Origin of the sequence: Pseudonocardia sp. ICBG162 (assembly GCF_020496225.1) — a bacterium.
GTDB classification, from domain to species: domain Bacteria; phylum Actinomycetota; class Actinomycetes; order Mycobacteriales; family Pseudonocardiaceae; genus Pseudonocardia; species Pseudonocardia alni.
Genome location: NZ_JAHLJD010000013.1, coordinates 78,660 through 102,385, shown reverse-complemented (window position 1 = coordinate 102,385; position 23,726 = coordinate 78,660). Strand labels below are relative to the sequence as shown.

The 23,726-nt window shown below is 75.9% G+C and carries 21 protein-coding genes; 11 read left to right on the top strand and 10 right to left on the bottom strand.

Features of this window, described 5'->3' with window-relative positions; all coding sequences use genetic code 11:
- Positions 1 to 16 precede the first annotated feature (16 nt).
- Together KPL60_RS03805 and KPL60_RS03800 are read left to right on the top strand one after the other, a co-directional pair.
- Positions 17 to 943 (top strand): TIGR03854 family LLM class F420-dependent oxidoreductase, encoded by a 927-nt coding sequence (locus tag KPL60_RS03805; RefSeq protein WP_226364916.1) that lies wholly within the window; start codon positions 17 to 19, stop codon positions 941 to 943.
- Between the two features lie 39 nt (positions 944 to 982).
- Positions 983 to 1,900 carry a TIGR03854 family LLM class F420-dependent oxidoreductase gene (locus KPL60_RS03800; protein ID WP_226364915.1) on the top strand — a complete coding sequence of 306 codons (918 nt, stop codon included), beginning with the start codon at positions 983 to 985 and terminating at the stop codon, positions 1,898 to 1,900.
- 21 nt (positions 1,901 to 1,921) lie between these two features.
- Here KPL60_RS03800 and KPL60_RS03795 read toward each other — a convergent pair whose 3' ends face one another.
- On the bottom strand, positions 1,922 to 2,683 hold the full coding sequence (locus KPL60_RS03795) for an SDR family oxidoreductase (protein ID WP_255655311.1): 762 nt from the start codon (positions 2,681 to 2,683) through the stop codon (positions 1,922 to 1,924).
- Positions 2,684 to 2,720: 37 nt separating this feature from the next.
- Between KPL60_RS03795 and KPL60_RS03790 the strand changes: the two genes are divergently transcribed.
- Together KPL60_RS03790 and KPL60_RS03785 are read left to right on the top strand one after the other, a co-directional pair.
- Entirely contained in the window at positions 2,721 to 3,239 is a 519-nt protein-coding gene (locus KPL60_RS03790; protein ID WP_226357430.1) for a DUF309 domain-containing protein, read from the top strand.
- Positions 3,240 to 3,376: 137 nt separating this feature from the next.
- Positions 3,377 to 4,894: a GDSL-type esterase/lipase family protein gene (locus KPL60_RS03785; RefSeq protein ID WP_226364914.1), complete on the top strand. Its 1,518-nt coding sequence runs from the start codon at positions 3,377 to 3,379 to the stop codon at positions 4,892 to 4,894.
- Between the two features lie 16 nt (positions 4,895 to 4,910).
- Here KPL60_RS03785 and KPL60_RS03780 read toward each other — a convergent pair whose 3' ends face one another.
- The 3 genes from KPL60_RS03780 to KPL60_RS03770 all read right to left on the bottom strand — a co-directional run bounded on the left by KPL60_RS03780 (position 4,911) and on the right by KPL60_RS03770 (position 8,011).
- Positions 4,911 to 5,990, bottom strand: a complete 1,080-nt coding sequence (locus KPL60_RS03780) for a dipeptidase (protein ID WP_226357432.1) — start codon at positions 5,988 to 5,990, stop codon at positions 4,911 to 4,913.
- Between the two features lie 20 nt (positions 5,991 to 6,010).
- Entirely contained in the window at positions 6,011 to 7,135 is a 1,125-nt protein-coding gene (locus KPL60_RS03775; protein WP_226357433.1) for an NDMA-dependent alcohol dehydrogenase, read from the bottom strand.
- A gap of 120 nt (positions 7,136 to 7,255) precedes the next feature.
- Entirely contained in the window at positions 7,256 to 8,011 is a 756-nt protein-coding gene (locus tag KPL60_RS03770) for an SDR family NAD(P)-dependent oxidoreductase (protein WP_226364913.1), read from the bottom strand.
- A 3-nt stretch (positions 8,012 to 8,014) separates the two neighbouring features.
- Here KPL60_RS03770 and KPL60_RS03765 point away from each other — a divergent pair, with 3 nt between their 5' ends.
- The 5 genes from KPL60_RS03765 (at position 8,015) to KPL60_RS03745 (ending at position 12,357) form a co-directional block, all read left to right on the top strand.
- Entirely contained in the window at positions 8,015 to 9,451 is a 1,437-nt protein-coding gene (locus KPL60_RS03765) for a PLP-dependent cysteine synthase family protein (RefSeq protein WP_226364912.1), read from the top strand.
- A 108-nt stretch (positions 9,452 to 9,559) separates the two neighbouring features.
- The gene (locus tag KPL60_RS03760) at positions 9,560 to 10,198 is read left to right on the top strand and encodes a nicotinamide mononucleotide transporter family protein (protein WP_226364911.1); all 639 of its coding nucleotides are present in this window, start codon (positions 9,560 to 9,562) and stop codon (positions 10,196 to 10,198) included.
- 22 nt (positions 10,199 to 10,220) lie between these two features.
- Positions 10,221 to 11,063 (top strand): shikimate dehydrogenase, encoded by an 843-nt coding sequence (locus KPL60_RS03755; RefSeq protein ID WP_226364910.1) that lies wholly within the window; start codon positions 10,221 to 10,223, stop codon positions 11,061 to 11,063.
- 49 nt (positions 11,064 to 11,112) lie between these two features.
- The gene (locus tag KPL60_RS03750) at positions 11,113 to 11,526 is read left to right on the top strand and encodes a DUF2256 and DUF3253 domain-containing protein (protein WP_226364909.1); all 414 of its coding nucleotides are present in this window, start codon (positions 11,113 to 11,115) and stop codon (positions 11,524 to 11,526) included.
- A gap of 21 nt (positions 11,527 to 11,547) precedes the next feature.
- The gene (locus KPL60_RS03745) at positions 11,548 to 12,357 is read left to right on the top strand and encodes a methyltransferase domain-containing protein (RefSeq protein WP_226364908.1); all 810 of its coding nucleotides are present in this window, start codon (positions 11,548 to 11,550) and stop codon (positions 12,355 to 12,357) included.
- Between the two features lie 10 nt (positions 12,358 to 12,367).
- On the opposite strand, the gene KPL60_RS03740 is transcribed toward KPL60_RS03745, so the two are convergent.
- The 4 genes from KPL60_RS03740 to ilvD all read right to left on the bottom strand — a co-directional run bounded on the left by KPL60_RS03740 (position 12,368) and on the right by ilvD (position 17,271).
- The gene (locus KPL60_RS03740) at positions 12,368 to 13,051 is read right to left on the bottom strand and encodes a bifunctional 2-polyprenyl-6-hydroxyphenol methylase/3-demethylubiquinol 3-O-methyltransferase UbiG (protein WP_226364907.1); all 684 of its coding nucleotides are present in this window, start codon (positions 13,049 to 13,051) and stop codon (positions 12,368 to 12,370) included.
- A 9-nt stretch (positions 13,052 to 13,060) separates the two neighbouring features.
- A complete protein-coding gene (locus KPL60_RS03735) occupies positions 13,061 to 14,740 on the bottom strand; it encodes a hypothetical protein (RefSeq protein ID WP_226364906.1) in 1,680 nt (559 codons plus the stop codon).
- A 195-nt stretch (positions 14,741 to 14,935) separates the two neighbouring features.
- Complete coding sequence (locus KPL60_RS03730; protein ID WP_226357442.1) at positions 14,936 to 15,487, bottom strand: ACT domain-containing protein; 552 nt, start codon at positions 15,485 to 15,487, stop codon at positions 14,936 to 14,938.
- 101 nt (positions 15,488 to 15,588) lie between these two features.
- The gene (gene ilvD, locus KPL60_RS03725; protein WP_226364905.1) at positions 15,589 to 17,271 is read right to left on the bottom strand and encodes a dihydroxy-acid dehydratase; all 1,683 of its coding nucleotides are present in this window, start codon (positions 17,269 to 17,271) and stop codon (positions 15,589 to 15,591) included.
- Between the two features lie 218 nt (positions 17,272 to 17,489).
- Between ilvD and KPL60_RS03720 the strand changes: the two genes are divergently transcribed.
- Positions 17,490 to 17,942 (top strand): L,D-transpeptidase, encoded by a 453-nt coding sequence (locus tag KPL60_RS03720; RefSeq protein WP_308016642.1) that lies wholly within the window; start codon positions 17,490 to 17,492, stop codon positions 17,940 to 17,942.
- Between the two features lie 67 nt (positions 17,943 to 18,009).
- On the opposite strand, the gene KPL60_RS03715 is transcribed toward KPL60_RS03720, so the two are convergent.
- Positions 18,010 to 19,962 (bottom strand): DEAD/DEAH box helicase, encoded by a 1,953-nt coding sequence (locus KPL60_RS03715; RefSeq protein WP_226364903.1) that lies wholly within the window; start codon positions 19,960 to 19,962, stop codon positions 18,010 to 18,012.
- Between the two features lie 285 nt (positions 19,963 to 20,247).
- Between KPL60_RS03715 and KPL60_RS03710 the strand changes: the two genes are divergently transcribed.
- The gene (locus KPL60_RS03710) at positions 20,248 to 20,997 is read left to right on the top strand and encodes a tyrosine-protein phosphatase (protein ID WP_226364902.1); all 750 of its coding nucleotides are present in this window, start codon (positions 20,248 to 20,250) and stop codon (positions 20,995 to 20,997) included.
- A gap of 60 nt (positions 20,998 to 21,057) precedes the next feature.
- Here KPL60_RS03710 and KPL60_RS03705 read toward each other — a convergent pair whose 3' ends face one another.
- Positions 21,058 to 23,595 carry a Tex family protein gene (locus KPL60_RS03705; protein ID WP_226364901.1) on the bottom strand — a complete coding sequence of 846 codons (2,538 nt, stop codon included), beginning with the start codon at positions 23,593 to 23,595 and terminating at the stop codon, positions 21,058 to 21,060.
- Positions 23,596 to 23,726: the final 131 nt, after the last annotated feature.

Here is a 23,726-nt window from a genome sequence, read left to right as displayed (position 1 = left end):
GGTAGCGTCGACCGGCGTGGTGACGTCCCCGCACGGCAAGGTCCGCATCGGCGTCGGCTTGGTGGGGCTGCGCGCCACCGACCCCGGCTCGGAGTTCGACGAGTTCGTCGACGCCCTCGAACGCGCACGCATCGACTCGCTGTGGCTGCCCGACCTCGTCTCCGCCCCCGGCGTCGACGCGCTGGTCGGCACCACCTGGGCGGCCGCCCGGACCCGGACGCTCAAGGTCGGCACCGGCGTCACGATCCTGCCCGGCCGCAACCCGATGCTCCTCGCGGCCGAGCTCGCATCACTGGCGGTGCTGGCGCCGAAGCGGATCCTGCCCGCGTTCGGCATCCGGGCGGCGACGCCGTCGGAGCGCCAGCTGTTCCCCGTCCCCGGCACCCGGGCCGCGGTGTTCGAGGAGTCCCTCCTGGTGCTGCGTCGGCTGCTGTCCGAGGAGTCGGTGACCCACCACGGCGAGTTCTTCACCCTCGACGACGCGACCGTCGCACCGCGCCCGGCCCGCCCGCTCGACCTGTGGCTGGGCGGGCGCGCCGAGGTCGGCCTGCGCCGGGTCGGCCGGCTCGCCGACGGCTGGCTGGGCAGCTTCCTCACCCCCGACGAGTCCGCCCGCGCCCGCACCGTCATCGAAGCCGCCGCCCGCGACGCCGGCCGGGCGATCGACGACGACCACTACGGCACCAACGTCACCGTCGTGCTGCCCGGCGAGGGGTCCGGTGCCGCCGCCGACCACGCGCTGCACCGGGCCGCCCAGCAGCGGCCCGACGCGGACCCCGAGCAGCTGGTCGCCCGCGGCTGGGACGGCGCCGCCGAGCAGATCCGCCGCCACGTCGAGGGCGGGCTGACCAAGTTCGTGGTGCGCCCCGCCGCCCCGGCGCAGGACTGGGCCCGGTTCCTCGACGAGTTCGTCGCCGAGCTGGGGCCGCTCGAGTCGGACTGAATGTTCCCGAACGGGTGACCGATCACCTACGGTGAGTGAGTGGCCGACTCCCCGCACGGCAAGGTCCGCATCGGTCTCGGCCTCGTCGGGGCCCGCGACCTGCCCACCTTCGCCGACGAGTTCGACGAGCTGCTCCACGCCCTCGACGCTGCCGCCGTCGACTCGCTGTGGCTGGCCGACATCGCGTCGAAGTCGGTGGTCGACCCGATGGTCGGCAGCACCTGGACCGCGGCGCGCACCCGCACCCTGAAGGTCGGCACCAGCGTCACGGTGCTGCCCGGGCGCAACCCGATGCTGCTCGCCTCCGAGCTCGCGTCGCTGGCGGTACTCGCGCCCCGGCGGATCCTGCCGGTGTTCGGGCTGCAGGCCGCCCAGCCCTGCGACCGGCAGCTGCACCCCGTACCGGGCCGGCGCGCCGCGGTGTTCGAGGAGTCCCTCGTGGTGCTGCGCCGGCTGCTCACCGAGGACTCCGTGACCCACCACGGCGAGTTCTTCACCCTCGACGACGCCGCCGTCCTCCCCCGCCCGGCCGCCCCGCTCGACCTGTGGCTGGGCGGACGCGCCGACGCCGGGCTCCGGCGCGCCGGGCGGCTCGCCGACGGCTGGCTCGCCAGCTTCCTCACCCCCGCCGAGACCGCCCGGGCCCGCGGGATCATCGAGACCGCCGCCCGCGACGCCGGCCGCACGATCGACGACGACCACTACGGCACCAACCTGTGGGTCGCCCCGCCCGGCGCGGACCCCGGCCCCGCCCGGGCGCTCGCCGGGGCCCAGCGTCCGGACGTGGACTGGCGCGACATCGTCGGCGACGGCTGGGACGGCGTCGCCGAGCTGGTCCGCCGGCACGCCGACGGCGGCCTCACCAAGTTCGTGGTGCGCCCGACCGGCCCGGTGGCGGACTGGCCGGGGTTCATCGACCGGTTCACCACCGAGCTCGGGCCGCTGCAGTCCGGCTGAGCGCCGCGGTGCGGCGCCGGGTCAGCGCGTCGTCCAGATCCCCCCGTCGACCGGCAGCACCGCGCCGGTCACGTAGGACCCGGCGGCCCCGGCCAGGAACAGCGTCGCCCCGACGACGTCCGAGGGCTTCCCCAGGCGTCCGAGCGGGGTGGAGTCGGCGATCTCGTCGCCCGCCGCCTCCAGCGTGGCGCGCATCATCCGCGACGGGAACGGACCCGGCGCGATCGCGTTCACGGTGATCCCGCGCCCGGCGAGGTCGCGGGCCAGCACCCGGGTCAGCTGGTGCACCCCGGCCTTGCTGGCCGAGTAGCTGTAGTTCGGCAGCTCGGGGACGCGCAGCCCGTCGATGCTGCCGATGTTGATCACCCGGGCCGGGTCCTCGGCCGACCCGGCGGCCTCCAGCAGCGGCAGGAACGCCCGGGTCAGGAAGAACGGCGCCTTCAGGTTGAGGTCGAGCACCTTGTCCCAGGCGTGCGCCGGGAACTCCTCCAGCGGCGCACCCCAGGTCGCGCCGGCGTTGTTGACGAGCAGGTGCACCCGCTCCTCGCGCTCCCCGACCTCGGCGGCCAGCCGGACGCACTCGTCCTCCGACGACAGGTCCGCGGCGATGCCGGTGCCGCCGATCTCTGCGGCGGTGTCGGCGCAGGCGTCGGCCTTGCGGCTGGACACGTAGACCCGCGCCCCGGCCTCGGCGAGACCGCCCGCGATCATGCGGCCGATGCCGCTGGTGCCGCCGGTGACCACGGCCACCCTGCCGCGGACGTCGAACAGTTCGGTGATCATGACGCACGCTAACCGGAGAGCTGGCACCCTCGCAGGCATGACCCGTTCCCGCGACCGCGACGACCGGGGCCGTGCCCGCAACGCCCGCCCCCGCGACGCCGCCGGGCGTCCGCTCCCGCACGGCGCACCCGGCGTCGAGCGGGTGCCCGAGGACCTGGTGCTCTCCCCCGCCGACGCCGTCACCGAGGCCCAGCGGCTGCTCGACTCGGGCCTGCCGTTCAACGCCCACGAGATCCTCGAGGGCGCCTGGAAGGACGCGGGCGACGACACCCGCGACCTGTGGCGGGCGCTGGCGCAGCTCGCGGTCGGGCTGACCCACGCCCAGCGCGGCAACGCCCGCGGCGCCGTCGCGCTGCTGCGCCGCGGCGCGGAGGGCGTCCGGCTGTGGCGGGTGCTCGACGTCGCCGTCCCGGCCGGGCTGGACCTCGACGGGCTGGTCGCGCACACGGACGCCCTCGCCGACGACGTCGAACGCGACGGTGCCGGCGCCGTCACGGCGGCGCGGCTCGCCCCGCGACTGCGCGGGACCCGGGCGCCGGGGAACCCGGGAGCCTGATCGCCGCGCGGCCGCGCGCCGGGAGCCACCCGCCGGGGAGTCCGACGCCACCCCACGACGTCCGTGACTCCGGCCCGTCCCCCGGGCCACCATGGGGCCGTGCCCCTCCACCTCGTGTCCCGCCCCGCACACTGACGGTGGCCGCCCGTCCCACCTCCCGGTCCTGGCCCCGCGCGCTGCTGCGTGAGGCCCGGTCGCTGCCCACGCTGGCGCTGCTCGGGCTGATCGCCGTCGTCGGTGTCCCGCTGGTGATCCTGCTGACGCCGGAGAACCACGTCGAGGTGTTCGGTCAGGACGTCGGCGTGGGCGCCCGGGTGCCGCCGCTGACGCTGTCGGGGCCCGCCCAGATCGCCCAGCTCGGCAACGCCGAGTTCGACCTCACGACCGTGCAGGTGTGGGGTCCCATCCGGCCGCGGCTGTCGATCGGGCCGTTGAAGCGGCCCGCCGACAACGGCCCGGTGCTGGGCCCGCACACCGTCGACGGCGCGGGCGACGCGGTCCGCGACCTCGGTGAGGGGTTCGTGACCTGGTACCTGTGGGGCGCCGCGGGCATCGTGCTGGTCGCGCTGCTGGGCAGCGGGCTGATGGCGACCGCGCGGCTGCTGCTGGCGCTGCGCCGGACCCGCACCCGCCGGTACCGGCCGGTGCACTGGGACGACCTGGCCGGGCCGATCGGGCGGATGACCGTCGTCGCGGTGACCGCGTCGGTGCTGCTGTGGGCGGGCGCCGGGGTCGCCGCGCTGCACGGCACCCTCACCGGTCTGGGGCGGGTCACCTCGCTGACCGACCTGGTCGGGGCGGCGACGGTCACCCCGTCGCCGGTCGGGCCCGCGGTCACCGGGGTCGCGGGCGCGGTGATCGGGGACTCCCGCGCGGCCCGGATCGGCGGCCCGCCGCTGCGGCAGGACGACGGCACGGTCACCGACGAGGACCGCGCCTGCGGGCGCAGCACCGACTCCACCGCCGCCGAGCTGGCCCGGCTGCGCGGCGAGGACGTCCTGAACCTGGCCTGCGTCGGGGCGGGCGTCGCGACCGGGCTGCGCGGGCCGCAGCTGCGCGAGGGCGTCACCGTCGACCCGCAGGTCGGGCGGCTCAAGCAGGTCCGGAACCTGCAGTGGGTGGTCGTCGCGGTCGGCCCGAACGACCTGGCCTGGTCGGACTTCCTGCTGTACTGCTACGGCCTCGCCACCTGCGACGACCGGCTCTCCGACGGCGAGTTCGAGTCCCGCCTCGCCGGGTTCGCCCGCGACGTCGGCGCCCTGTTCACCGACCTCGACACGCTGCCGGGGCGCCCGCGGGTGGTGGTCACGCTGTCCTACGACCCGTTCCCGGCCCGGTTCGACCCGACCTGCGCGGACATGCGCGGCCCGGCCGGCACCCCGGGGCTGGACCAGGCCAAGCTGGACCTGCTCGCCGAGCGGAACCGCCGGCTCAACGACGTGCTGGCCGACGGCGCCGCCCGCTTCGGGTTCAGCACCGCCGCGCCCGCCCTGGCGCCGCTGTGCGACCCGGACCGCGACCGGATGCCGCCGGACATCATGGGGCTCGCCACCCCCGACCCGTTCCACCCGACGGCGGTCGGCTCGCTGCGGATCGCGGCGTCGGCGGCGGCGGCGACGGCGCTGGCCGGTCCGCGCCCCACCGGGACGCCGTGACCCGCCGCCGGGCCGCTCAGGCGTCGGCGTCGCGCAGCACCCGCAGCGCGTTGCGGTGGGCCAGCTTCGCCAGGTCCTCCGCGCTCCACCCGCGGTCGGCGAGCGCGTCGAGCAGCCGCGGGTAGGTGGAGACGTCGGAGAGCTCGTCGGGCAGCTCGGTGGTGCCGTCGAAGTCGCCGCCGATGCCGACGTGGTCGATCCCGGCGGCTTCGCGCAGGTGCTCGACGTGCGCGACGACCTCGGCGAGGGTCGCGCGGGGCTGCTCCGGACCGTCCCAGCCCGCGATGAACCGGTTCCGGGCGGCGAGGTCGCGGTGGTCGGCCCCGGCGTCGGCCATCGCCTCCCGGACCCGCCCGTCCCACGCGGTCACGGCGGTGGAGACGAAGCGGGGCACGAACGTCGCCATGACCACGCCGCCGTTGCCGGGCAGGGCCTCCAGCACGTCGGCGGGGACGTTGCGCGGGTGGTCGGTGACGGCGCGGGCGCCGGAGTGGGTGAACAGCACCGGCCGGGTGGTGACGGCGAGGGCCTGGCGCATCGTCGTCGGTGCGACGTGCGAGAGGTCGACGATCATGCCGATGCGGTTCATCTCGGCGACGACCCCGCGGCCGAACTCCGACAGCCCGTCGTGGCGGGGCGTGTCGGTGGCCGAGTCGGCCCAGTTGTTGTTCAGGTTGTGGGTCAGGGTCAGGTAGCGGACCCCGAGCCCGCGCAGGACCCGCAGCACGGCGAGGGAGTCGGCGATGCAGTGCCCGCCCTCGGCCCCCATCAGGGAGGCGACCCGCCCGGAGCCGACGACGGCGTCGACGTCGTCGGCGGTGTCGGCGAACGCCAGGGCGTCCGGGTGGGCCGCGAGCAGCCGCCGCACCCGGTCCACCTGGTCGAGCACCGCGGTGACGGCCTCGTCGTGGCCCAGCTCGCCGGGCACGTAGACCGACCAGAACTGGGCGCCGACCCCGCCGGCCCGCAGCCGCGGGAGGTCGGTGTGCAGCCGCGGGTCCCCGGCGGCGACGTCCGGCTCGCGGGCCGGGTCGCCGCCGGAGAGCTCGCGCAGCGCCCAGGGCAGGTCGTTGTGTCCGTCGAGTACGTAGACCATGCCCCGGAGCCTGCCAGGGCTCAGTAGCGGATGACGCCCCGGATGTTCTTGCCCGCGTGCATGTCCTCGTAGGCCGTCGCGACCTGGTCCAGGGTGTAGGTGGTGGTGACCAGCTCGTCGAGCTTCAGCGCGCCGGCGCGGTAGAGCTCCAGCTGGCGCAGGATGTCCCAGTTCGGGTTGGACATGCCGAACATCGCGCCCTGGATCCGCTTCTGGAACAGGGTGACGTCGGCCAGCGACACCGGCAGCGGCTCGGTCGAGTTGATGTCGCCGAGCGCGGTGACGACGACGGTGCCCGCCTTGCGGATCGACGCCATCGCCTGTCCGATGTGGTCGGGCTTCACGACGCCGACGGTGACGACGGTCTGGTCGGCGCCCTGACCGTTGGTGAACTGCTTCGCGATCTCGGTGGCCTCCTCCATCGTCTCCACCGCGTGCGTGGCGCCGAGCTCCTGGGCCTTCTCGCGCTTCAGCGCGACCGGGTCGACGGCGATGATGTTCGCGGCGCCCGCGTGCGAGGCACCCTGGACCGCGTTGATGCCGATGCCGCCGATGCCCATGACGATCGTGGTGTGGCCCGGCTGCACGCCGCCGGCGTTGACCGCGGAGCCCCAGCCGGTGCCGACGCCGCAGCCGACCAGGCAGGCGACCTCGAGCGGGATGTCGTCGGGGACCTTCACGCAGGAGTCCTCGGAGACCACGGTGGTCTCGCAGAAGGTCGAGATGCCGCACATCTGGCCGACCGGGGTGCCGTCGTCGGCGAGCCGCAGGCGGGTGGTGGGCTCCTCCCAGCGGGTGCCGGCGAGCAGACCCGCGCCGAGGTCGCAGAGGTTCTGCATGCCGCTGGCGCACCAGCGACAGTGCCCGCAGGAGGGCAGGAACGAGAAGACGACGTGGTCGCCCTCCTTGAGGCCCTTCTTGTTCGCCCCGGCGCGGGTGACGATGCCGGAGCCCTCGTGGCCACCGGCGAACGGGTAGGTGCCGACCGGGATGTCCCCGGTGGCGATGTGGTCGTCGGAGTGGCACAGCCCCGACGCGACCATCTTGACCTCGATCTCGCCGGGGCGCGGCTCGTCGAGTTCGAGGTCGACGACCTCGTACTTGCCCGGAGCGCTCCGGACGATTGCTCCACGGGTGTGTCCCACGGTGGTTCACCTCAGACGTCGTCGTCCAACAGGATGCGCACGCGACGATATGAGCCCGGTCACTCCAGGGGAAGTGCCACACGCAGATCGCGGGACACCGTTCGCCTGTAGACCGTGTCGCTAACGGGGCATCCGACGCCAGACGGCGCGGGGCAGCAGCCGCAGCCCGAGGAACAGCAGCCGCAGGGTGCCGGGCACCCAGACGTCGGCGTTGCCCCGCCCGCGCCGGACCGCGCGCACCGTCGCGTCGGCGACCTGCGCGGGCGTCGACGACAGCGGCGCCGGGCTCATCCCCTCGGTCATCCGGCCGACGACGAACCCCGGGCGGATCAGCACCAGCCGCACCCCGGTCCCGTGCAGCGCGTCGGCCAGGCCGGAGGCGAACCCGTCGAGCCCGGCCTTGGCGCTGCCGTAGACGTAGTTGGCGCGCCGCACCCGCACGCCGGCCACCGAGGAGTAGACGACCAGCGTCCCGCTCTCCTGCGCGCGCAGCACCTGGGCCAGCTCGGTGAGCAGGTGCACCTGGGCGAGGTAGTCGGTGTGCACGATCGCGGCGGCGTGCGCGGCGTCGGTCTCGGCGCGGGCCTGGTCGCCGAGGATCCCGAACGCGACGACGGCGACGTCGATCCGCCCGTGGCGCGCCGTCACGTCGTCGAGCAGCGGGCGGTGGCCGGTGAGGTCGTCGGCGTCGAAGGCGACGGTGTCCACCGCGGCGCCCGCGGCCCGGACCCGGGCCGCCTCCGCGGTCAGCGCCTCCGGGCGGCGCGCGGCCAGCACGACCGTGTCGGTGTCCCCGGCGGCGAGCCGTTCGGCGACCTCCAGCCCGATCTCGCTGCGACCACCCAGGACCAGGACCGTGCGCTCCGAACCACCCACACGGTGCAGCCTCCCACCCCGTGGCGGACCATCGTCGCCATGGGGTCGGACGGGGAAGCCGGTGCGGTGTACGACTCGGTGCTCGACGCGGTCGGGGCCACCCCGCTGGTCCGGCTGCGCCGCATCGTGCCCGAGGGGTCGGCGCAGGTCTGGGTCAAGACCGAGTGGACCAACCCGGGCGGCTCGGTGAAGGACCGCGCCGCGCTGGCGATGGTGCTCGACGCCGAGGAGTCCGGGGCGCTGCGCCCGGGCGGCACGATCGTCGAGGGCACCTCGGGCAACACCGGCATCGGCCTGGCGATGGTCGCCGCCGCCCGCGGCTACCGGGCGGTGTTCGTGGTGCCGGACCGGACCACCGCCGAGAAGCAGGCGCTGCTGCGTGCCTACGGCGCCGAGGTCGTCCGCACGCCGGGACTGGTGCCCCAGGACGACCCGCGCCACGTGCGACGGCTGGCCGGCCGGATCGCCGCCGAGACCTCCGGCGGCTGGCTCGCCGACCAGTACGACAACCCGGCCAACCCGGCCGTGCACGAGCGGACGACCGGCCCGGAGATCTGGGCGCAGACCGGCGGCCGGGTCACCCACCTCGTCGCGGGGGTGGGGACCGGCGGCACCCTCACCGGCGCCGGCCGGTACCTGCGCCGGCACGGCGTCACCGTCGTCGCGGCCGACCCGTGGACCTCCCGCTACGGCGGCGGCGACGGCAGCCCGTACTACGTCGAGGCCGTCGGCCACTACCTGCACCCGCTGACCGGCACCGACACCTGGCCGCGGGTCTACGACCCGGCGGTGCACGACGGCGTCGAGCGGATCGGCGACGGCGACTCGCTGCGCACGGTGCGCAGCCTCGCCCGGTCCGAGGGGCTGCTGGTCGGCGGCTCCTCGGGGACGGCGGTGGCCGCGGCGCTGCGCGTGGCCGCCGAGGCCGGGCCGGACGCGGTGGTCGTCGCCGTGCTGCCCGACTCCGGGCGGATCTACCTGTCGAAGTACTTCGACGACGACTGGCTGACCCGCCTCGGGTTCCTCGACGCCGTCGCCGGGCCGCGGGTGCGCGACACGGTCGGCCCGTACGCGCCGGGGCTGCTCGTCGCCCCGGCCACGACGACCGTCGCCGGGCTGCTCGCGGCCCTGGACCGGGCGGGCCCCGGCGGCGCGGTCCCGGTGGTGCTGCCGCGCGAGACCGAGGCCGTGACCTGGTCGGCACCGGACGTCATCGGCAGCGTGCGGCCCGCCGACCTGGTGGGGCTGCGCCCCGACGAGCGGGTCGGGGCGCACGCCGGTCCCCCGCCCGCGACGGTCGGCCACGGCGAGTCCACCGCGGCCGCGACCGCGCGGCTCGACGCCGCCGCCGTCGGCCAGCACGACGCCGTCCTGGTGCTGGTCGACGGCCGTGCGGTCACCCAGGTGCGCCGCGACCGGCTCGGCGGCCACCCCGCCTGAGGCCGGTGTGGGTCCGCTCACACCGGACCGGGCGGGGATGGGCGGGGACGGCGCCGTCGTTGTCTGCTGTCACGGGGCGCGCCCGCCGCGTCCGGGAAGGGGACCGTCGTGGACCTCCTGCTGCACCACGGGCTGACCGCGTTCGGGCAGTTCGTGTCGTGGGCCGAGCTCGTCGGGCAGATCGGCGCCATCGCCGTGGTGTTCCTGGCGCGCCGGCGCAGCCTCGCGACCTGGCCGGTGCAGATGGCGGCCTGCGTGCTGCTGTTCACCGTCTACGCCTCGGCACACCTGGGCGGGCTCGCGTTCCGGCAGGTCATCGTGCTGGCCATCTCGGTGTTCGGGCTCGTCGCGTGGCTGCGCAGGCGCGACCCGGTCTACGGCCTCGCGGTCCGCCAGGCGAGCACCGCGCAGCGGCTCGGGCTGGTCGGGCTGCTCGTCGGCGGCACCGTGGTGATGGCGCTGGTCCTCGAGGCGCTCGACGCCAGCTGGGCGCCCTGGCCGGACGCCGCGATCTTCGTCGGCACCGCGGTCGCGTTCCTCGCCCAGGGTCTGCGGTTCATCGAGTTCTGGGTGATCTGGCTGCTGGTCGACGCCGTCGGCGTGCCGCTGCAGCTGGCCTCGGGGCTGTGGCTCTCCGCCGCGGTCTACGTCGTGTTCGCCGGGCTGGTCGTGCACGGCTGGTGGAGCTGGGCGCGGGCCCGGCGCACCGTGGGGGCCGCGCAGCGGGAGCCGTCGCGGGCGGTCTGAGCCCCCACGGGATACTGCTCGGATGAGCACGTCCCCCGTCCGCCGCGCCGCCGTCCTCGGTTCCCCGATCGCCCACTCGCTCTCGCCCGCGCTGCACAACGCCGCCTACACCGCGCTCGGGCTGACCGGCTGGTACTACGACCGGCACGAGGTCGACGAGGCGGGCCTGGCCGGGTTCGTCGCCGGGCTCGGCCCGGAGTGGGCGGGACTGTCGCTGACGATGCCGCTCAAGCGGGTGCTGCTCGACGTCGCCGACCACGTCGCGCCGGGGGCGGCCGCGATCGGCGCCGGCAACACCCTGGTCTTCGAGGGCACCGGCGCGACCGCACACAACACCGACGTCACCGGCATCGCGCGCTCGCTGCGCGCCGCGGGCGCGGGCGGCGGGCGCGCCGTGGTGCTCGGGGCGGGCGGGACCGCGCAGGCCGCCGTCGCCGCGCTGCACGACATGGAGGTCGACGCCGTCGACGTCCTGGTCCGCGACGCGGGGCGGACCTCCGCGCTGCGCGGGACGGCCGAGCGGCTCGGCACCGAGGTGACGGTGCACGCGGTGCTCACCGACACGCCCGCCGCGGCGCGGCTGCTCGAGGGCGCCGACGCGGTCGTCTCCACCCTCCCGGCCGGGGCGGCCGACGCACTGGCCGGTGCGCGCTGGCGGCCGGGGACCGTGCTGCTCGACGCCGTCTACGCGCCGTGGCCGACGGTGGTCGCGGGCGGCGCGGCGGCGGCCGGGGCGCGGATCGTGTCCGGCCTGGAGATGCTGCTGCAGCAGGCGGTCGCGCAGGTCGAGCTCATGACCGGGCGTCCCGGTCCGGAGGCCGCCATGCGCGAGGCGCTCGACGCGGCCGTGCTCGCCCGCAGCTGAGCCCCCGGCCCGGCGGCGCCACGGCCCGGGTGGCGCTGCTCAGGCCCTGATGATTCTCGGCGAGCGGAGCGCCGCGGGCGGGACGACCATGACGGTCGTGGAGGAGAAGAGCTGCGTGGTCTGCGGGCGGCGGATCGAGTGGCGGAGGAAGTGGGCCGACGACTGGGAACAGGTGCGCTACTGCTCCCAGGGCTGCCGCAGGCGCAAGGTCCGCCCGGTCGACACCGAGCTGGAGTCGGCGATCACCGGGCTGCTCGACCGCAGGAAGGGCGGGGCGACGATCTGCCCGTCCGAGGCGGCCCGCGCCGTCGACCCCGACGGCTGGCGCGACCTCATGGAACCGGCGCGGATGGCCGCGCGCCGGCTCGTCGACGCCGGGCGGGTCGAGATCGTGCAGTCCGGCCGGGTCGTGGACCCGTCGACGGCGAAGGGCCCGATCCGGATCCGCCGCGTGCCCGGCTGAGCGCCGTGCCAGGCTGACCCCGTGCCCCGCGACACCTACACCCACGGCCATCCGGGCGTCGTCGTCCGGTCGCACGCGGCCCGCACCGCGGAGAACTCGTGCGCCTACCTGCTGGACCGGCTCACGCCCGGCACCAGCCTGCTCGACGTCGGCTGCGGCCCCGGCAGCATCACCGCCGACCTGGCCGAGCGGGTCGCACCCGGCCGGGTCCGCGGCGTCGAGGTGGTGCCCGGACCGCTGGAGCAGGCCCGCGCCGGTGCCGCCGCCCGCGGCCTGGACGTGGAGTTCGCCGTCGACGACGGCTACGCCCTGTCCGACCCGGACGGCACCTGGGACGTCGTGCACGCCCACCAGGTGCTCCAGCACGTGTCCGACCCGGTCGCGGTGCTGCGCGAGATGGGCCGGGTCGCCCGGCCGGGCGGCCTGGTCGCCGCCCGCGACGCCGACTACGCCGGGTTCCACTGGTGGCCGCACGACCCGCGGCTGGACCGCTGGCTGGAGCTGTACCGGGCCGTCGCCCGCGGCAACGACGCCGAGCCCGACGCCGGACGACGGCTGCTCGGCTGGGCGCACGCGGCCGGGTTCACCGAGGTGACGCCGTCGGCGTCGGTCTGGTGCCACGCGACCCCGGAGGCCCGCGCCGCCTGGGGCGGGATGTGGGCCGACCGCATCCACACCGGCGTCGGGCGGATGGCCGTCGAGCGCGGGCTGGCCGGGGAGTCCGAGCTGGACGGGATCTCCGCGGCGTGGCGGGAGTGGGCGGCGCACCCCGACGGCTGGATCGTCATCCCGCACGGCGAGGTCCTCTGCCGGGTGCCCGACCGGCCCTGAGCCGCCCGGGTCAGGCGCGGCGGTGCAGGGCGACCACGTAGTCGCCGCCGGACCAGGGTGCACGGTCCCAGGTGGACCACCGCGCGACCGGGTCGAGCCCGGCGGCGGTGCACCAGGCGTCGTGGTCGTCGGGGGTGGGCCAGCCCGGCTGTGTGGCGAACCCGGCCAGCAGCAGGCCGCCCGGACGCAGGTGCCGGGCACAGCCCGCGACCACCCCCGCGCGGTCCTCGGCGTAGGGGATCACGTTGCCCGCCAGCACGACCAGCCCGAACCGCTCGGGCAGGTCCAGGGTCTCCAGGCCGGTGGTGACCCAGCGCAGCGCGGGCGCCTTGGCCCGCGCCGCGGCGATCATGTCGGGGTCCGGGTCGACGCCGACGACCGCGACGCCGCGCCGGTCCAGCTCGATCGCGACGCGGCCGGTGCCGCAGCCGCCGTCGAGGACGGGGCCGTCCCCGCGCAGCGCGCAGACCAGGTCGGCCTCGCCGTGCGGGTTCTCACCGGCCGCGGCCATCGCCGCCCACCTGCGGTCGTAGTCGTCGAGGTCGACCCGGCCGCGCCAGGCCTCCCAGTCGTCGGGGAGCCCGCCGGGGCCCGGCTCACCGGGGTCGGCACGGGGTCCGCTGCGGTCGGACAGGACGTGGTCGTGCGGGGTGTGGTCGTGCGGGGCGTGGTCGTCCGGGGCGTGGTCGGGCACCCCCGCAGGTTAGGCGGCGACCCCGGAGCCCAGCCGACCGCGCAGCCACCGGCCGACGCCCGCCCCGCGCAGGCACGGGTGGAGCACCACGACGGGCTCGGGCACACCGGCGTCGGTACCGAGCAGTGCGGCCACGCCGACCAGGTCACCGGCGGCGGTGCGCAGCAGCAGCGCCGGTGCGGCGACGGGCGCCAGCAGCCCCGCGAGGTCGGCGGGCGTCCAGTCCACGGCCGGTTCCCCGGCCAGGCAGGTCCGCAGCAGCACGTCGAGCTCGGCGGTCTCCTCCCCCGACGCGGGTTCCGCGACGAGCTCGGCCCCGCCGGGCAGCAGCACCGTCGCCCGGGGCGCCGGGGTCGCCGCGCCCGCGCGCAGGAACGCCTCACCCCGGGCCCGCTCGGTGACGGTGAACGGCGCCCAGTCCCGGCAGGCGAGCACCGGCGGGCCGGCCGGGGCGGTGAGCTCCAGGACGTGCGTGCCGGCCGCGACCGGGCCGGTGCCGACCTCGTCGGCGTGCAGGAGCGCGGCGAGACCGTCGAACAGCCCGTCCCGGCCGCGGGCGGCGGCCACGAGGTCGAGCGCCCGGGTGGGCCCGTCGACCAGCTCGTGCGGGTCGGCCGGGGTGACCTGCACGGTGTCCGGGCCGGACCCGCGCAGCCGTCGCCGGATCACCCGCGACAGCCGGTCCGCGGTCACCCCGCCGCCGACGAGCATCTCGTCGACGACGGTGCCCGCGTCGCGGCCGTGCACCGACAACGACAGGATGTTGCCGCCGACCTCGGCGACGGCCGCGGTCAGCCGGGCCAGCGCACCGGACTCGTCGGGCAGCCGGACGCGGACCTTGAGCAGCGGCGCCGGTCCCGGCTCGGCCGCGGTGCCGAGGACCGCCGGGTCGAGGTCCGCCGGGCCGGGCTCCGTCGAGCCGGGGTCCGCGGCGTCCACGACCCGCAGCACCGGCGGGACGGACGGGCCGTCGACGAGGGTCTGCCCGGGGCCGACGGCGGCGTGCCCGGCCGCCCGCAGCGCGGCCCACATCGTCACCTGGTTCGCGGTGAGCACCGGCTTGCCGAGCTCGCGCTCCAGCCCGGCGATCGCGTCGTAGGTGGGCAGGTTGGTGCAGGAGACGAAGACCGCCTGCGCGTCGGGGTGGTCCGCGGCGCGCACGGCCGCGGCGACCTGCTCCGGGGTCGTCGTCCAGATGTGGCCGAGCAGGCCCAGGCCGTGCCGGGCGACGGTGTCGACCCCGGCCCCGGCGAGGAAGTCGGCGAGCAGCCCGGTGAGGTCGTCGACGTAGGGGGTGGCGACGGCGAGCCGGGTGACCCCCAGCTCGGCGCACGCCGCGACCAGCGACCCCGCCGTCGTGACCGCCGCCGGCGCGCCCGCGGCCAGCACCGCCTCGCGCAGCGCGGCCTCCCCCGCCACGCCACCGACGAAGCTGCCCGAGGTGCACGAGTACGCGACCACGGCGGGCCCCGGGGTCAGCACGTCGCGGGCGGCCCGCCGGACCATCGCCGGGTCGGAGATCAGCCGGGCCTGCGCGGCGTCGGCCGGGGTCGCGACGAACGGCGTGCGGGTCACGTGCAGGGTGACCCGCTCCGGGACCCACCGCCACATCTCACGGTCGAGGGCGAAGTCGTACGGCACGACCACACCCACCCGGTCCCGATCCCGCGGGGACGACAGCTCACCCATACCGGCCTCCATGACGCAACGATCACCGTCCATCGTTGCCGCCACGGGTCGCGGCGGTTTCGCGATGGTGAGGACGCCCGCCGGAGGCCGTGTGGGTACTGCCCGTTCTCGATCGTCCTGCCCGCAGGATGCCAGCGGTGGCGGCTCCGTGACCTCCGTGCCACGCCGACCGGCGCCTGCGGTGCGCCGAGTGCGCTACGCGCCGGCCCAGCCGCGCGGGTCGGACTCCGGGCGCGTCGCGACCGCGCGCAGGAACGCCTGGGCCCGGGCCACCTCGGTGACGGTGAACGGCGCCGCCCGCCGGGCGACCAGCCGGGTGCCGTCGGGCGCGGTCAGCTCCAGGTCGTGCTCGTCGCGCGCACCCGGCTCGTCCGGGCCCGGCGTCCGGACACCCGACGCGCCGAGCAGCGCGGCGACCCCGTCGGCGGGGCTCTGACCGGCGGCGACGATGTCCAGTGCCCGGGTGGGCGGGTCGACCAGGTCGTGCGGGTCGGCGGTCATGACCAGGACCCCGCCGTCGGGGGCCGCCCCGCAGACCGCCACCGACAGCTCGCCGACGCTGCACGGCCCGGACACCAGCAGCTCGTCGACGACGGAGTGCGCGTCCTGACCGTGCACCGACAGGGCGAGGATGTTGCAGCGCACCTGCGCCAGCGCCGCCGTCAGCCCGGCCAGGGCACCGGGTTCGTCGGGCAGCCGAACCCGCACCCGGTAGAGGCCGTTGGTCGTCCCGGGATCGGTGCTCATCACCACCAGCCTGCGGGACCGATGTTGCGGCCCTGTGTCGGGGCGGTGTCGGGTGCGTCGCGGCCGGCGCGCCCGTCCGCCGGGCGCGCCGGCCACGCGGGTCAGCCGCAGACCGCCCCGTCGGCCGCCGAGGACACGAGCTTCGCGTACTTGCCCAGCACCCCGCGCCGGTTCGTCGGCTCCGGGCACGTCCACTCCGCGCGCCGCCGCTCCAGTTCGGCGGGCTCGACGCCGATGTCGATCGTGCGGGCCTTCATGTCCAGGGTGATCGTGTCGCCGTCGTGGACGAGCGCGATCGGTCCGCCGTCGGCGGCCTCGGGCGAGACGTGCCCGACGCACAGCCCGGTCGTCGCACCGGAGAAGCGGCCGTCGGTGACCAGCAGGACGTCCTTGCCGAGGCCCGCGCCCTTGATCCGCCCGGTGACGGCGAGCATCTCCCGCATCCCGGGCCCGCCGCGGGGGCCCTCGTAGCGGATCAGGACGATCGTGCCGGGCCCGATCTCGCCGGCGTCGACGGCGTCGAGCGCGCCCTGCTCGCCGTCGAAGACGCGGGCGGTGCCGGTGAAGGTGGCGGCGTCGAACCCGGCGGACTTGACGACGGCGCCGTCGGGCGCGAGCGAGCCGCGCAGGATCGTGAGGCCGCCGGTGGGGTGGATCGGGTCGGCGAGGTCGTGGATGACCGAGCCGTCGAGGCCCGGCGGGTCGAGCTCGGCGAGGTTCTCCGCGACCGTGCGGCCGGTGACGGTGCGGGCGTCGCCGTGGATGAGGCCCGCGTCGAGCAGTGCCTTCATCACCACCGGTACGCCGCCGACCTGGTCCACGGCGTACATGAGGTGCCGCCCGAACGGCTTGACGTCGGCCAGGTGCGGGATCCGGTCGCCGACGGTGTTGAAGTCGTCCAGGGTCAGCGGCACCTCGGCCTCCCGGGCGATGGCCAGCAGGTGCAGCACCGCGTTGGTGGACCCGCCGAAGGCCATGACGACGGCGATCGCGTTCTCGAAGGCCTCGCGGGTCAGCACCGACCGCGCCGTCAGGCCACGGGCGATCATGCCGACCGCGGCCTCGCCGGAGGCACGGGCGACGCCGTCGCGGCGACGGTCCACCGCGGGCGGGCTGGCCGAGCCGGGCAGCGCCATCCCGAGCGCCTCGGCGGCCGCGGCCATCGTGTTCGCGGTGTAGAAGCCGCCGCAGGCACCCTCCCCCGGGCACATGGCCCGTTCCAGGGTGTCGAGCTCGTCGGGGGTGATCAGGCCGCGCGCGCACGCCCCGATGCCCTCGAACGCGTCGCCGATGTTGACCTCCCGGTCACCGACCCGGCCCGGCATGATCGATCCGGCGTAGACGAACACCCCGGCGAGGTCGAGCCGGGCCGCGGCCATCAGCATCCCGGGCAGCGACTTGTCGCAGCCGGCCAGGAGCACCGTCCCGTCGAGCCGCTCGGCCTCGACGACGGTCTCCACCGAGTCGGCGATGATCTCCCGACTGACCAGCGAGTAGTGCATGCCCCGGTGCCCCATCGAGATGGCGTCGGAGACCGAGATCGTGCCGAACTCCATCGGGTAGCCGCCCGCGGTGTGCACGCCCTCCTTCGCCGCGGTCGCGAGCCGCTGCAGCGACAGGTTGCACGGGGTGATCTCGTTCCAGGACGAGGCGATGCCGATCTGGGGCTTGGCGAAGTCGTCGTCGCGCATGCCGACCGCGCGCAGCATGCTGCGAGCGGCGGTGGCGCCGATGCCGTCGGTGACCTGGTGACTGCGGGGCTTGCGGGAACTGGTGGTGGCCATGCGCGCTCCTCGGCCGGACTCCGGTGTCGGGACGGGGCCGATCCTCCCGCACATCACCGGCGCAGGCCCGTTTCCGGCTGCAACGCATAGCCCGTCCGGGCGTATCCGTTGCTACGGGTGATCGTTGGACTCTCCGGCAGCACCGTCATTCACCCGAGAGGACCCGAGCGACACTCATGGCGCACACGAACGAACCCACTCCCCGTAGCACTCGCCGGGTGCGTCGCCGCCGCGCACTGGTCGTCGCGGCCACCGGGCTGGTCATCGGGCTGGGCGCCGCGGGCACCGCGGTCGCCGCCGGCACCGGCTCCGGTGTCGCCGGCACCCCGTGCTCGGCGACGGCGAAGGCCTGTGTGGACCTGGCGTCCCAGCAGGCGTGGCTGATGAAGGGCGGGAAGGTCACCTACGGCCCCGTCGACGTCGCCACCGGTGGGCACGGCACGGAGACCCCGACCGGGGACTTCGCCGTCTACGACAAGGACCGCGACCACCACTCCGCCGAGTTCGACGGCGCCCCGATGCCGTGGTCGGTGTTCTTCGCCCCCGGCGGCATCGCCTTCCACGAGGGCGACCGCGGATCCGGGTCCGCGGGCTGCGTGAAGATGCGCAACCAGGACGCGACGGTGTTCTTCGGCAAGCTGGCGCAGGGTGACCGGGTCGAGGTGCGCTGACCCTCCCCCACCGACGACGACAGGGGCCCCGCGCGATCCGCGCGGGGCCCCTGTCGTGTGCCGTGGGTCAGCGGGCGCCGGCGTTGTCCCGGTCGCGGCGCACGTTGGCCTTGCGGCCCTTCAGCGTCGTCGCACCGCGCAGCGAGCGCAGCACGTCGTCCGCGGCGTGCTCGGGCACCTCGACCAGCGAGTGGCGCTCGTGGATCTGGATGGCGCCGATGTCGCGGCCGGACAGCCGGGACTCGTTCGCCAGCGCACCCACGATGTCCTGCGGGCGCACACCGGAGGCACGGCCCGCCGAGACGAACAGTCGGGTCGCCCCGGCCTTCGGCGGGCGGGCGCCCTGGCCGCGGGCACCGCCCGGACGGCCGTCGCGGTCGCGGCGCGGGCCACGGTCGCCGGGGCCGCTGTCACGGCCACCGCGCGAGCGGACCTGCGGGATCTCGATCTCGTCGTCCGGCACCGAGTTGCCGGCGCGGGCGAGCCGGATCGCCGCGGCGGCGATCGAGGCGAGGTCGTGGTCGCGGGCCAGCTCGACGACGAGCTGCTCCACGCCGTCCTGCGGCGGGGTGTCGGCGTCCTGACCGGCCTGCTCGCGCAGGGCCAGCGCGGTGCGGGCGAGCCGCACGGTGCGCAGGTCCTCCGGCGAGGGCACCGGCGCGCTGGGAACCGACGCCCCGATGAGGCGCTCGATGTTGCGCAGGTGACGCACCGACCCCGGGGTGACCAGGGTGATCGCGACGCCCTCGCGTCCCGCCCGGCCGACCCGGCCGATGCGGTGCACGTAGGACTCCGGCGACGACGGCACGTCGTGGTTGACCACGTGGGTCAGCGAGTCGATGTCGAGGCCGCGGGCCGCGACGTCGGTGGCGACCAGCAGCTCGGTGCGGCCGGCGCGCAGGCGCTCGACGACCCGGGTGCGGTGCTCCTGGTCCATGCCGCCGTGCAGCGCCTCGGCGCGCAGGCCGCGCGCGGTGAGGGTCTCGGTGACGGCGTCGACGTCGGCGCGGGTGCGGCAGAACACGATCGCCGCGGTCGGCTGCTCCATCTCGAGCACCCGGCCCAGCGCGACGGTGACGTGGCTGCGGGGCACGTGGTACGCGGTCTGGCGGACCTTGGGGGCCTCGCCCTCGGGCGTGGCCTCCTTCTTGATCCGGATGTCGGTCGGGTCGCTCAGGTGGGTCCGCGCCAGGCTCTGGATGCGGCCCGGCATGGTCGCCGAGAACAGCACGGTCTGGCGGCCCCGCGGCGTCGCGCCGAGGATCGTCTCGATGTCCTCGACGAAGCCCATGTCGAGCATCTCGTCGGCCTCGTCCAGGACGGCGACCTCGATCGCGTCCAGGGCGAGCGCGCCGCGGTTGACCAGGTCGATCGCGCGGCCGGGGGTGGCGACGACGATGTCGACGCCGCGGCGGAGCTGGCCCAGCTGCGGGCCGATGGGCGCGCCGCCGTAGACGCAGGCGACCGAGGCGCCGAGCGCGGCACCGTACTTGGAGACCGCGTCGCCGACCTGCATGGCCAGCTCGCGGGTCGGGGCGAGCACCAGGCCGAAGGGCTTGGTGCCGCGGGAGCGCGAGGTGCGGCCGTCGGCCAGGCGCTGCAGCATCGGCAGCGAGAACGCGGCGGTCTTGCCGGTACCGGTGGCGGCCTGGCCCAGCAGGTCGCGCCCGGCGATCAGCGGGCCGATCGCGGCGGCCTGGATCGGGCTCGGCGAGGCGTAGCCCAGCTTCTCGAGGGTGTCGAGCAGCTGCGGCGCGAGGCCCAGGTCGGCGAAGGTCGGGCCGGCGGGGGTGTCGTCGACGGGCTCGTCGGCGGTGTCCGCGTCCTCGGTGTCCGCGTCCTCGGCCACGTCGGCGGAGGGGGTGCTCTCCCCGTCGTCGGTCGTGTCGGGGGTGGTGGCGGCGTCGGCGATCTCGGTGTCGAGCTCGGCGGCGGCGTCGGCGTCCGTCATGGCGGCGGAAGTGGTGATCTCGTCTCCGGAGTCGTTCAGGTCGGGGTGCTGGTCCAGCAGAATGCTCACTCGGTCCTCAAATGGCGCGCGCAGGGGGGTGCGCTGTGTCGTCGGGCGGCTCTCGCCCGCTCTCCCAGCCCGCCAGGCCCGCGTGCGGCATCTCGATCCAGATGATGTGCCGGTGAACCCAGACCTCCGGGGCTCGCGGCCGTGCGTCGTCGCCGACGGCCGTCGATCGACCAGTGTGCCATGTCCCGGTGCGGTCCGTGCGTCGGGTCCCGCGTGACCGACACCACCGATGCCCCTGGTCACGACCCTCGGCGCGGCCGCGGGGAGATCACCGACCCTGGCCGGGTGACGGCATTCCTCTCCAGCGCCGCGACCCGGCGCCCGGCGAACCTGCGTGATCTCGGCGGTCTCCGCACGACGGACGGCTACCGGGTACGGCACGGGGTGCTCTACCGGTCCGACGCACCCCGCCCCGGCGACCCGCGCGACGCCCGGGCCCTCGACCTGCCCGAGGGATCGCCGTGGCCGCCGCGGACCGTCGTCGACCTGCGCTCGGCGGCGGAGACGCGCGAGCCGCACCCGCTCGCCGACGTCGCCGACGTCCGGCCGGTCCCGCTCGGCGCGTCGCTGACCCCGGAGCGGGTCGCGACGGCCGCCGCCGGGCAGGACGGGCTCGGGTGGGCCTACCGGCTGCTGGCCTCCGAGGCCGGCGCCGAGCTCGCCGGGATCGTGCGGACCGTCGCCGACGCGCCCGCCCCGGTGCTCGTGCACTGCGCCGCGGGCAAGGACCGGACCGGGATCGTGGTCGGGGTGCTGCTGGCCGTGCTGGACGTGCCGCGCGCGACGATCGTCGCGGACTACCTGCGCACCAACGACGTCCTGCCGACCCTGTGGGACCGGCTGCGCGCCTGGGGCCAGCCCGAGCCCGACGACGAGGCGCTGCTCGGGGTGGACGCCGCCGCCCTGGAGGCCGTGCTCGACGACCTCGACGCGCACCCCGGTGGCCCGGCGGGCCGGCTGCGCGAGTGGGGCGTCGGCGACGACGACCTGCGCCGCCTCGCCGAGCGGCTGCTGGAGCCGGTCCTCCCGCACTGACGCGACCGGGCCCCGCGCACCCGGGGTGCGCGGGGCCCGGTCGTCGTACGGGGCCGGAGCTCAGGACTTGCCGAAGCCCGCCTTGCGCAGCGCCTCGGCCATCGCGTCGTTGGCGGGGCCGCGGTCCTGCCGGCCGCCGCCGGAGCCGCCGCGACCGCCCTGGCCGGCCTGGCCGCCGGAGCCGCCGCGTCCGCCGCCCTGACCGCCGCGTCCGCCGTCGCCGCGGCCACCGTCGCGGCCACCGCGGCCGCGGTCGCCGCTGCCCTGGCCGCGTCCGCCGCCCTGGCCACCGCCCGGACCGCGCCCGCCGCGCTCGCCGCCGTCGCGACCCCGGCCGCCCTGGCCACCGCCCTGGCCCTGGCCGGGCCCGCGGGACCGGCCGCCGCGCTCGCCGGCGCCGGGCTCGTCGTCCAGACGCAGGGTCAGCGAGATCCGCTTGCGGGCCTCGTCGACCTCCAGGACCTTCACCTTGACCACGTCACCGGACTTGGCGACGTCGCGCGGGTCGGACACGAAGTCCTTGCTCATCGCGCTCACGTGCACGAGGCCGTCCTGGTGCACCCCGACGTCGACGAACGCGCCGAAGGCCGCCACGTTGGTGACGACCCCCTCCAGCAGCATCCCCGGCCGCAGGTCGGAGATCTTGTGGACGCCCTCGGCGAAGGTCGCGGTCCGGAACGCCGGCCGCGGGTCCCGGCCGGGCTTCTCCAGCTCGGCCAGGATGTCGGTGACGGTCGGGAGCCCGACGCCGTCGTCGACGTAGTCCTTGGGCTTGATCTGGTGCAGCCGTGCGGCGTTGCCCATGAGGGCGGACACGTCGAGCGTGGTGCGCTCCACCATCCGCCGGACGACCGGATAGGACTCCGGGTGCACGCCGGTCACGTCGAGCGGCTCGTCGCCCCCGCGGATGCGCAGGAAGCCCGCGCACTGCTCGAACGCCTTGGGCCCCAGCCGCGCGACGCCGGTCAGCGCGGTCCGGTTCCGGAACGGGCCGTTCTCGTCGCGGTGGGCGACGATCGCGCCCGCGAGGGACTCCGAGATGCCCGAGACCCGGCGCAGCAGCGGCGCGGACGCCGAGTTCACGTCGACGCCGACGGCGTTCACACAGTCCTCGACGACCGCGTCGAGCGAGCGCGACAGCGACGACTCGGGCAGGTCGTGCTGGTACTGCCCGACCCCGATCGACTTCGGGTCGATCTTGACGAGCTCGGCGAGCGGGTCCTGCAGGCGCCGCGCGATGGAGACCGCGCCGCGCAGCGAGACGTCCATGTCGGGCAGCTCGGCCGAGGCGTAGGCCGACGCCGAGTACACCGACGCGCCGGCCTCGGACACCATCACCTTGGTCAGCTTCAGGCCCGGGTTCGCCGCGATGAGCTCACCGGCCAGCGCGTCGGTCTCCCGCGAGGCGGTGCCGTTACCGATCGCGATCAGCTCGACGGAGTGCTTCGTGCACAGCGCCGCCAGGGTCTTCAGCGACCCGGCGCGGTCCTTGCGGGGCTCGTGCGGGTAGATCACCGCGGTGTCGACGACCTTGCCGGTCGCGTCGACGACGGCGACCTTGACCCCGGTGCGCAGGCCCGGGTCGAGGCCCAGGGTCGCGCGGGTGCCCGCGGGGGCGGCGAGCAGCAGGTCGCGCAGGTTCGCCGCGAACACGCCGATCGCGCCCTCCTCGGCGGCGGTGCGCAGCCGGACCCGGATGTCGATGCCGAGGGCGGTGAGCAGCCGGGTCCGCCACGCCCACCGGACGACGCCGAGCAGCCAGGCGTCGCCGGCGCGGCCGCGGTCCGCGACGCCGTACTCGGCGGCGATCAGGGCCTCGTAGGGGTTCGGCTCGTCGTCGGCGACGCCGGCGTCGAGGGTGACGTCGAGCGCCTCCTCGGACTCGCCGCGGAAGGCCGCGAGGATCCGGTGCGAGGGCAGCGTGGTGAACTTCTCGGCGAAGGAGAAGTAGTCCGAGAACTTGGCCGCGGCCTGGTCGTTCTCCTTGCCCTCGCGGACCGTGGTGACCAGCCGCCCGTGCGCCCACATGCGCTCGCGCAGGCCGCCGACGAGGTCGGCGTTCTCCCCGATCCGCTCGACCAGGATCGAGCGGGCGCCCTCCAGCGCGGCGCCGGCGTCGGCGACCTCGTCGGTCACGTAGGAGGCGGCCGACGAGTGCGGGTCGAGCGTCGGGTCGGCGAGCAGCGCGTCGGCCAGCGGCTCCAGGCCCTGCTCGCGGGCGATCATCGCCTTGGTGCGGCGCTTGGGCTTGTAGGGCAGGTAGATGTCCTCGAGCCGGGCCTTGGACTCGGCGGCGAGGATGGTGGCCTCGAGGGACTCGTCGAGCTTGCCCTGCGACCGGATGGAGTCGAGGACGACGGTGCGCCGCTCCTCCAGCTCCCGCAGGTAGCGCAGCCGCTCCTCCAGGGTGCGGAGCTGGGCGTCGTCGAGGCCGCCGGTCGCCTCCTTGCGGTACCGGGCGACGAAGGGGACCGTCGAGCCCTCGTCCAGCAGGGCCACCGCGGCCCCGACCTGGTCCGGCCGGGCGCCGAGCTCGTCGGCGATGCGCTGGTTGATCGAGCGGTGCTGCTGGATGTCCGGGGGTGCCGTGCCTGTCACCGCCCCATCGTGGCGAACGGTGTCGCGGGCGCCACCGCCGGGTGGGGGGTCGGGCCCGCGCCCGTCCGGACGGCGGTCCCCGCGACCGCTGTCCGGTGTCCGACATCCGATGGAGAACCCGGTGGGTGAGC

Coding starts and splice junctions, on each gene's coding strand:
- KPL60_RS03795 (WP_255655311.1), bottom strand. CDS start 2,683: ATGATCACCGAACTGTTCGACGTCCGCGGCAGGGTGGCCGTGGTCACC.
- KPL60_RS03790 (WP_226357430.1), top strand. CDS start 2,721: ATGACCCGTTCCCGCGACCGCGACGACCGGGGCCGTGCCCGCAACGCC.
- KPL60_RS03780 (WP_226357432.1), bottom strand. CDS start 5,990: ATGGTCTACGTACTCGACGGACACAACGACCTGCCCTGGGCGCTGCGC.
- KPL60_RS03755 (WP_226364910.1), top strand. CDS start 10,221: ATGAGCACGTCCCCCGTCCGCCGCGCCGCCGTCCTCGGTTCCCCGATC.
- KPL60_RS03750 (WP_226364909.1), top strand. CDS start 11,113: ATGATTCTCGGCGAGCGGAGCGCCGCGGGCGGGACGACCATGACGGTC.
- KPL60_RS03735 (WP_226364906.1), bottom strand. CDS start 14,740: ATGGGTGAGCTGTCGTCCCCGCGGGATCGGGACCGGGTGGGTGTGGTC.
- KPL60_RS03730 (WP_226357442.1), bottom strand. CDS start 15,487: ATGAGCACCGATCCCGGGACGACCAACGGCCTCTACCGGGTGCGGGTT.
- ilvD (WP_226364905.1), bottom strand. CDS start 17,271: ATGGCCACCACCAGTTCCCGCAAGCCCCGCAGTCACCAGGTCACCGAC.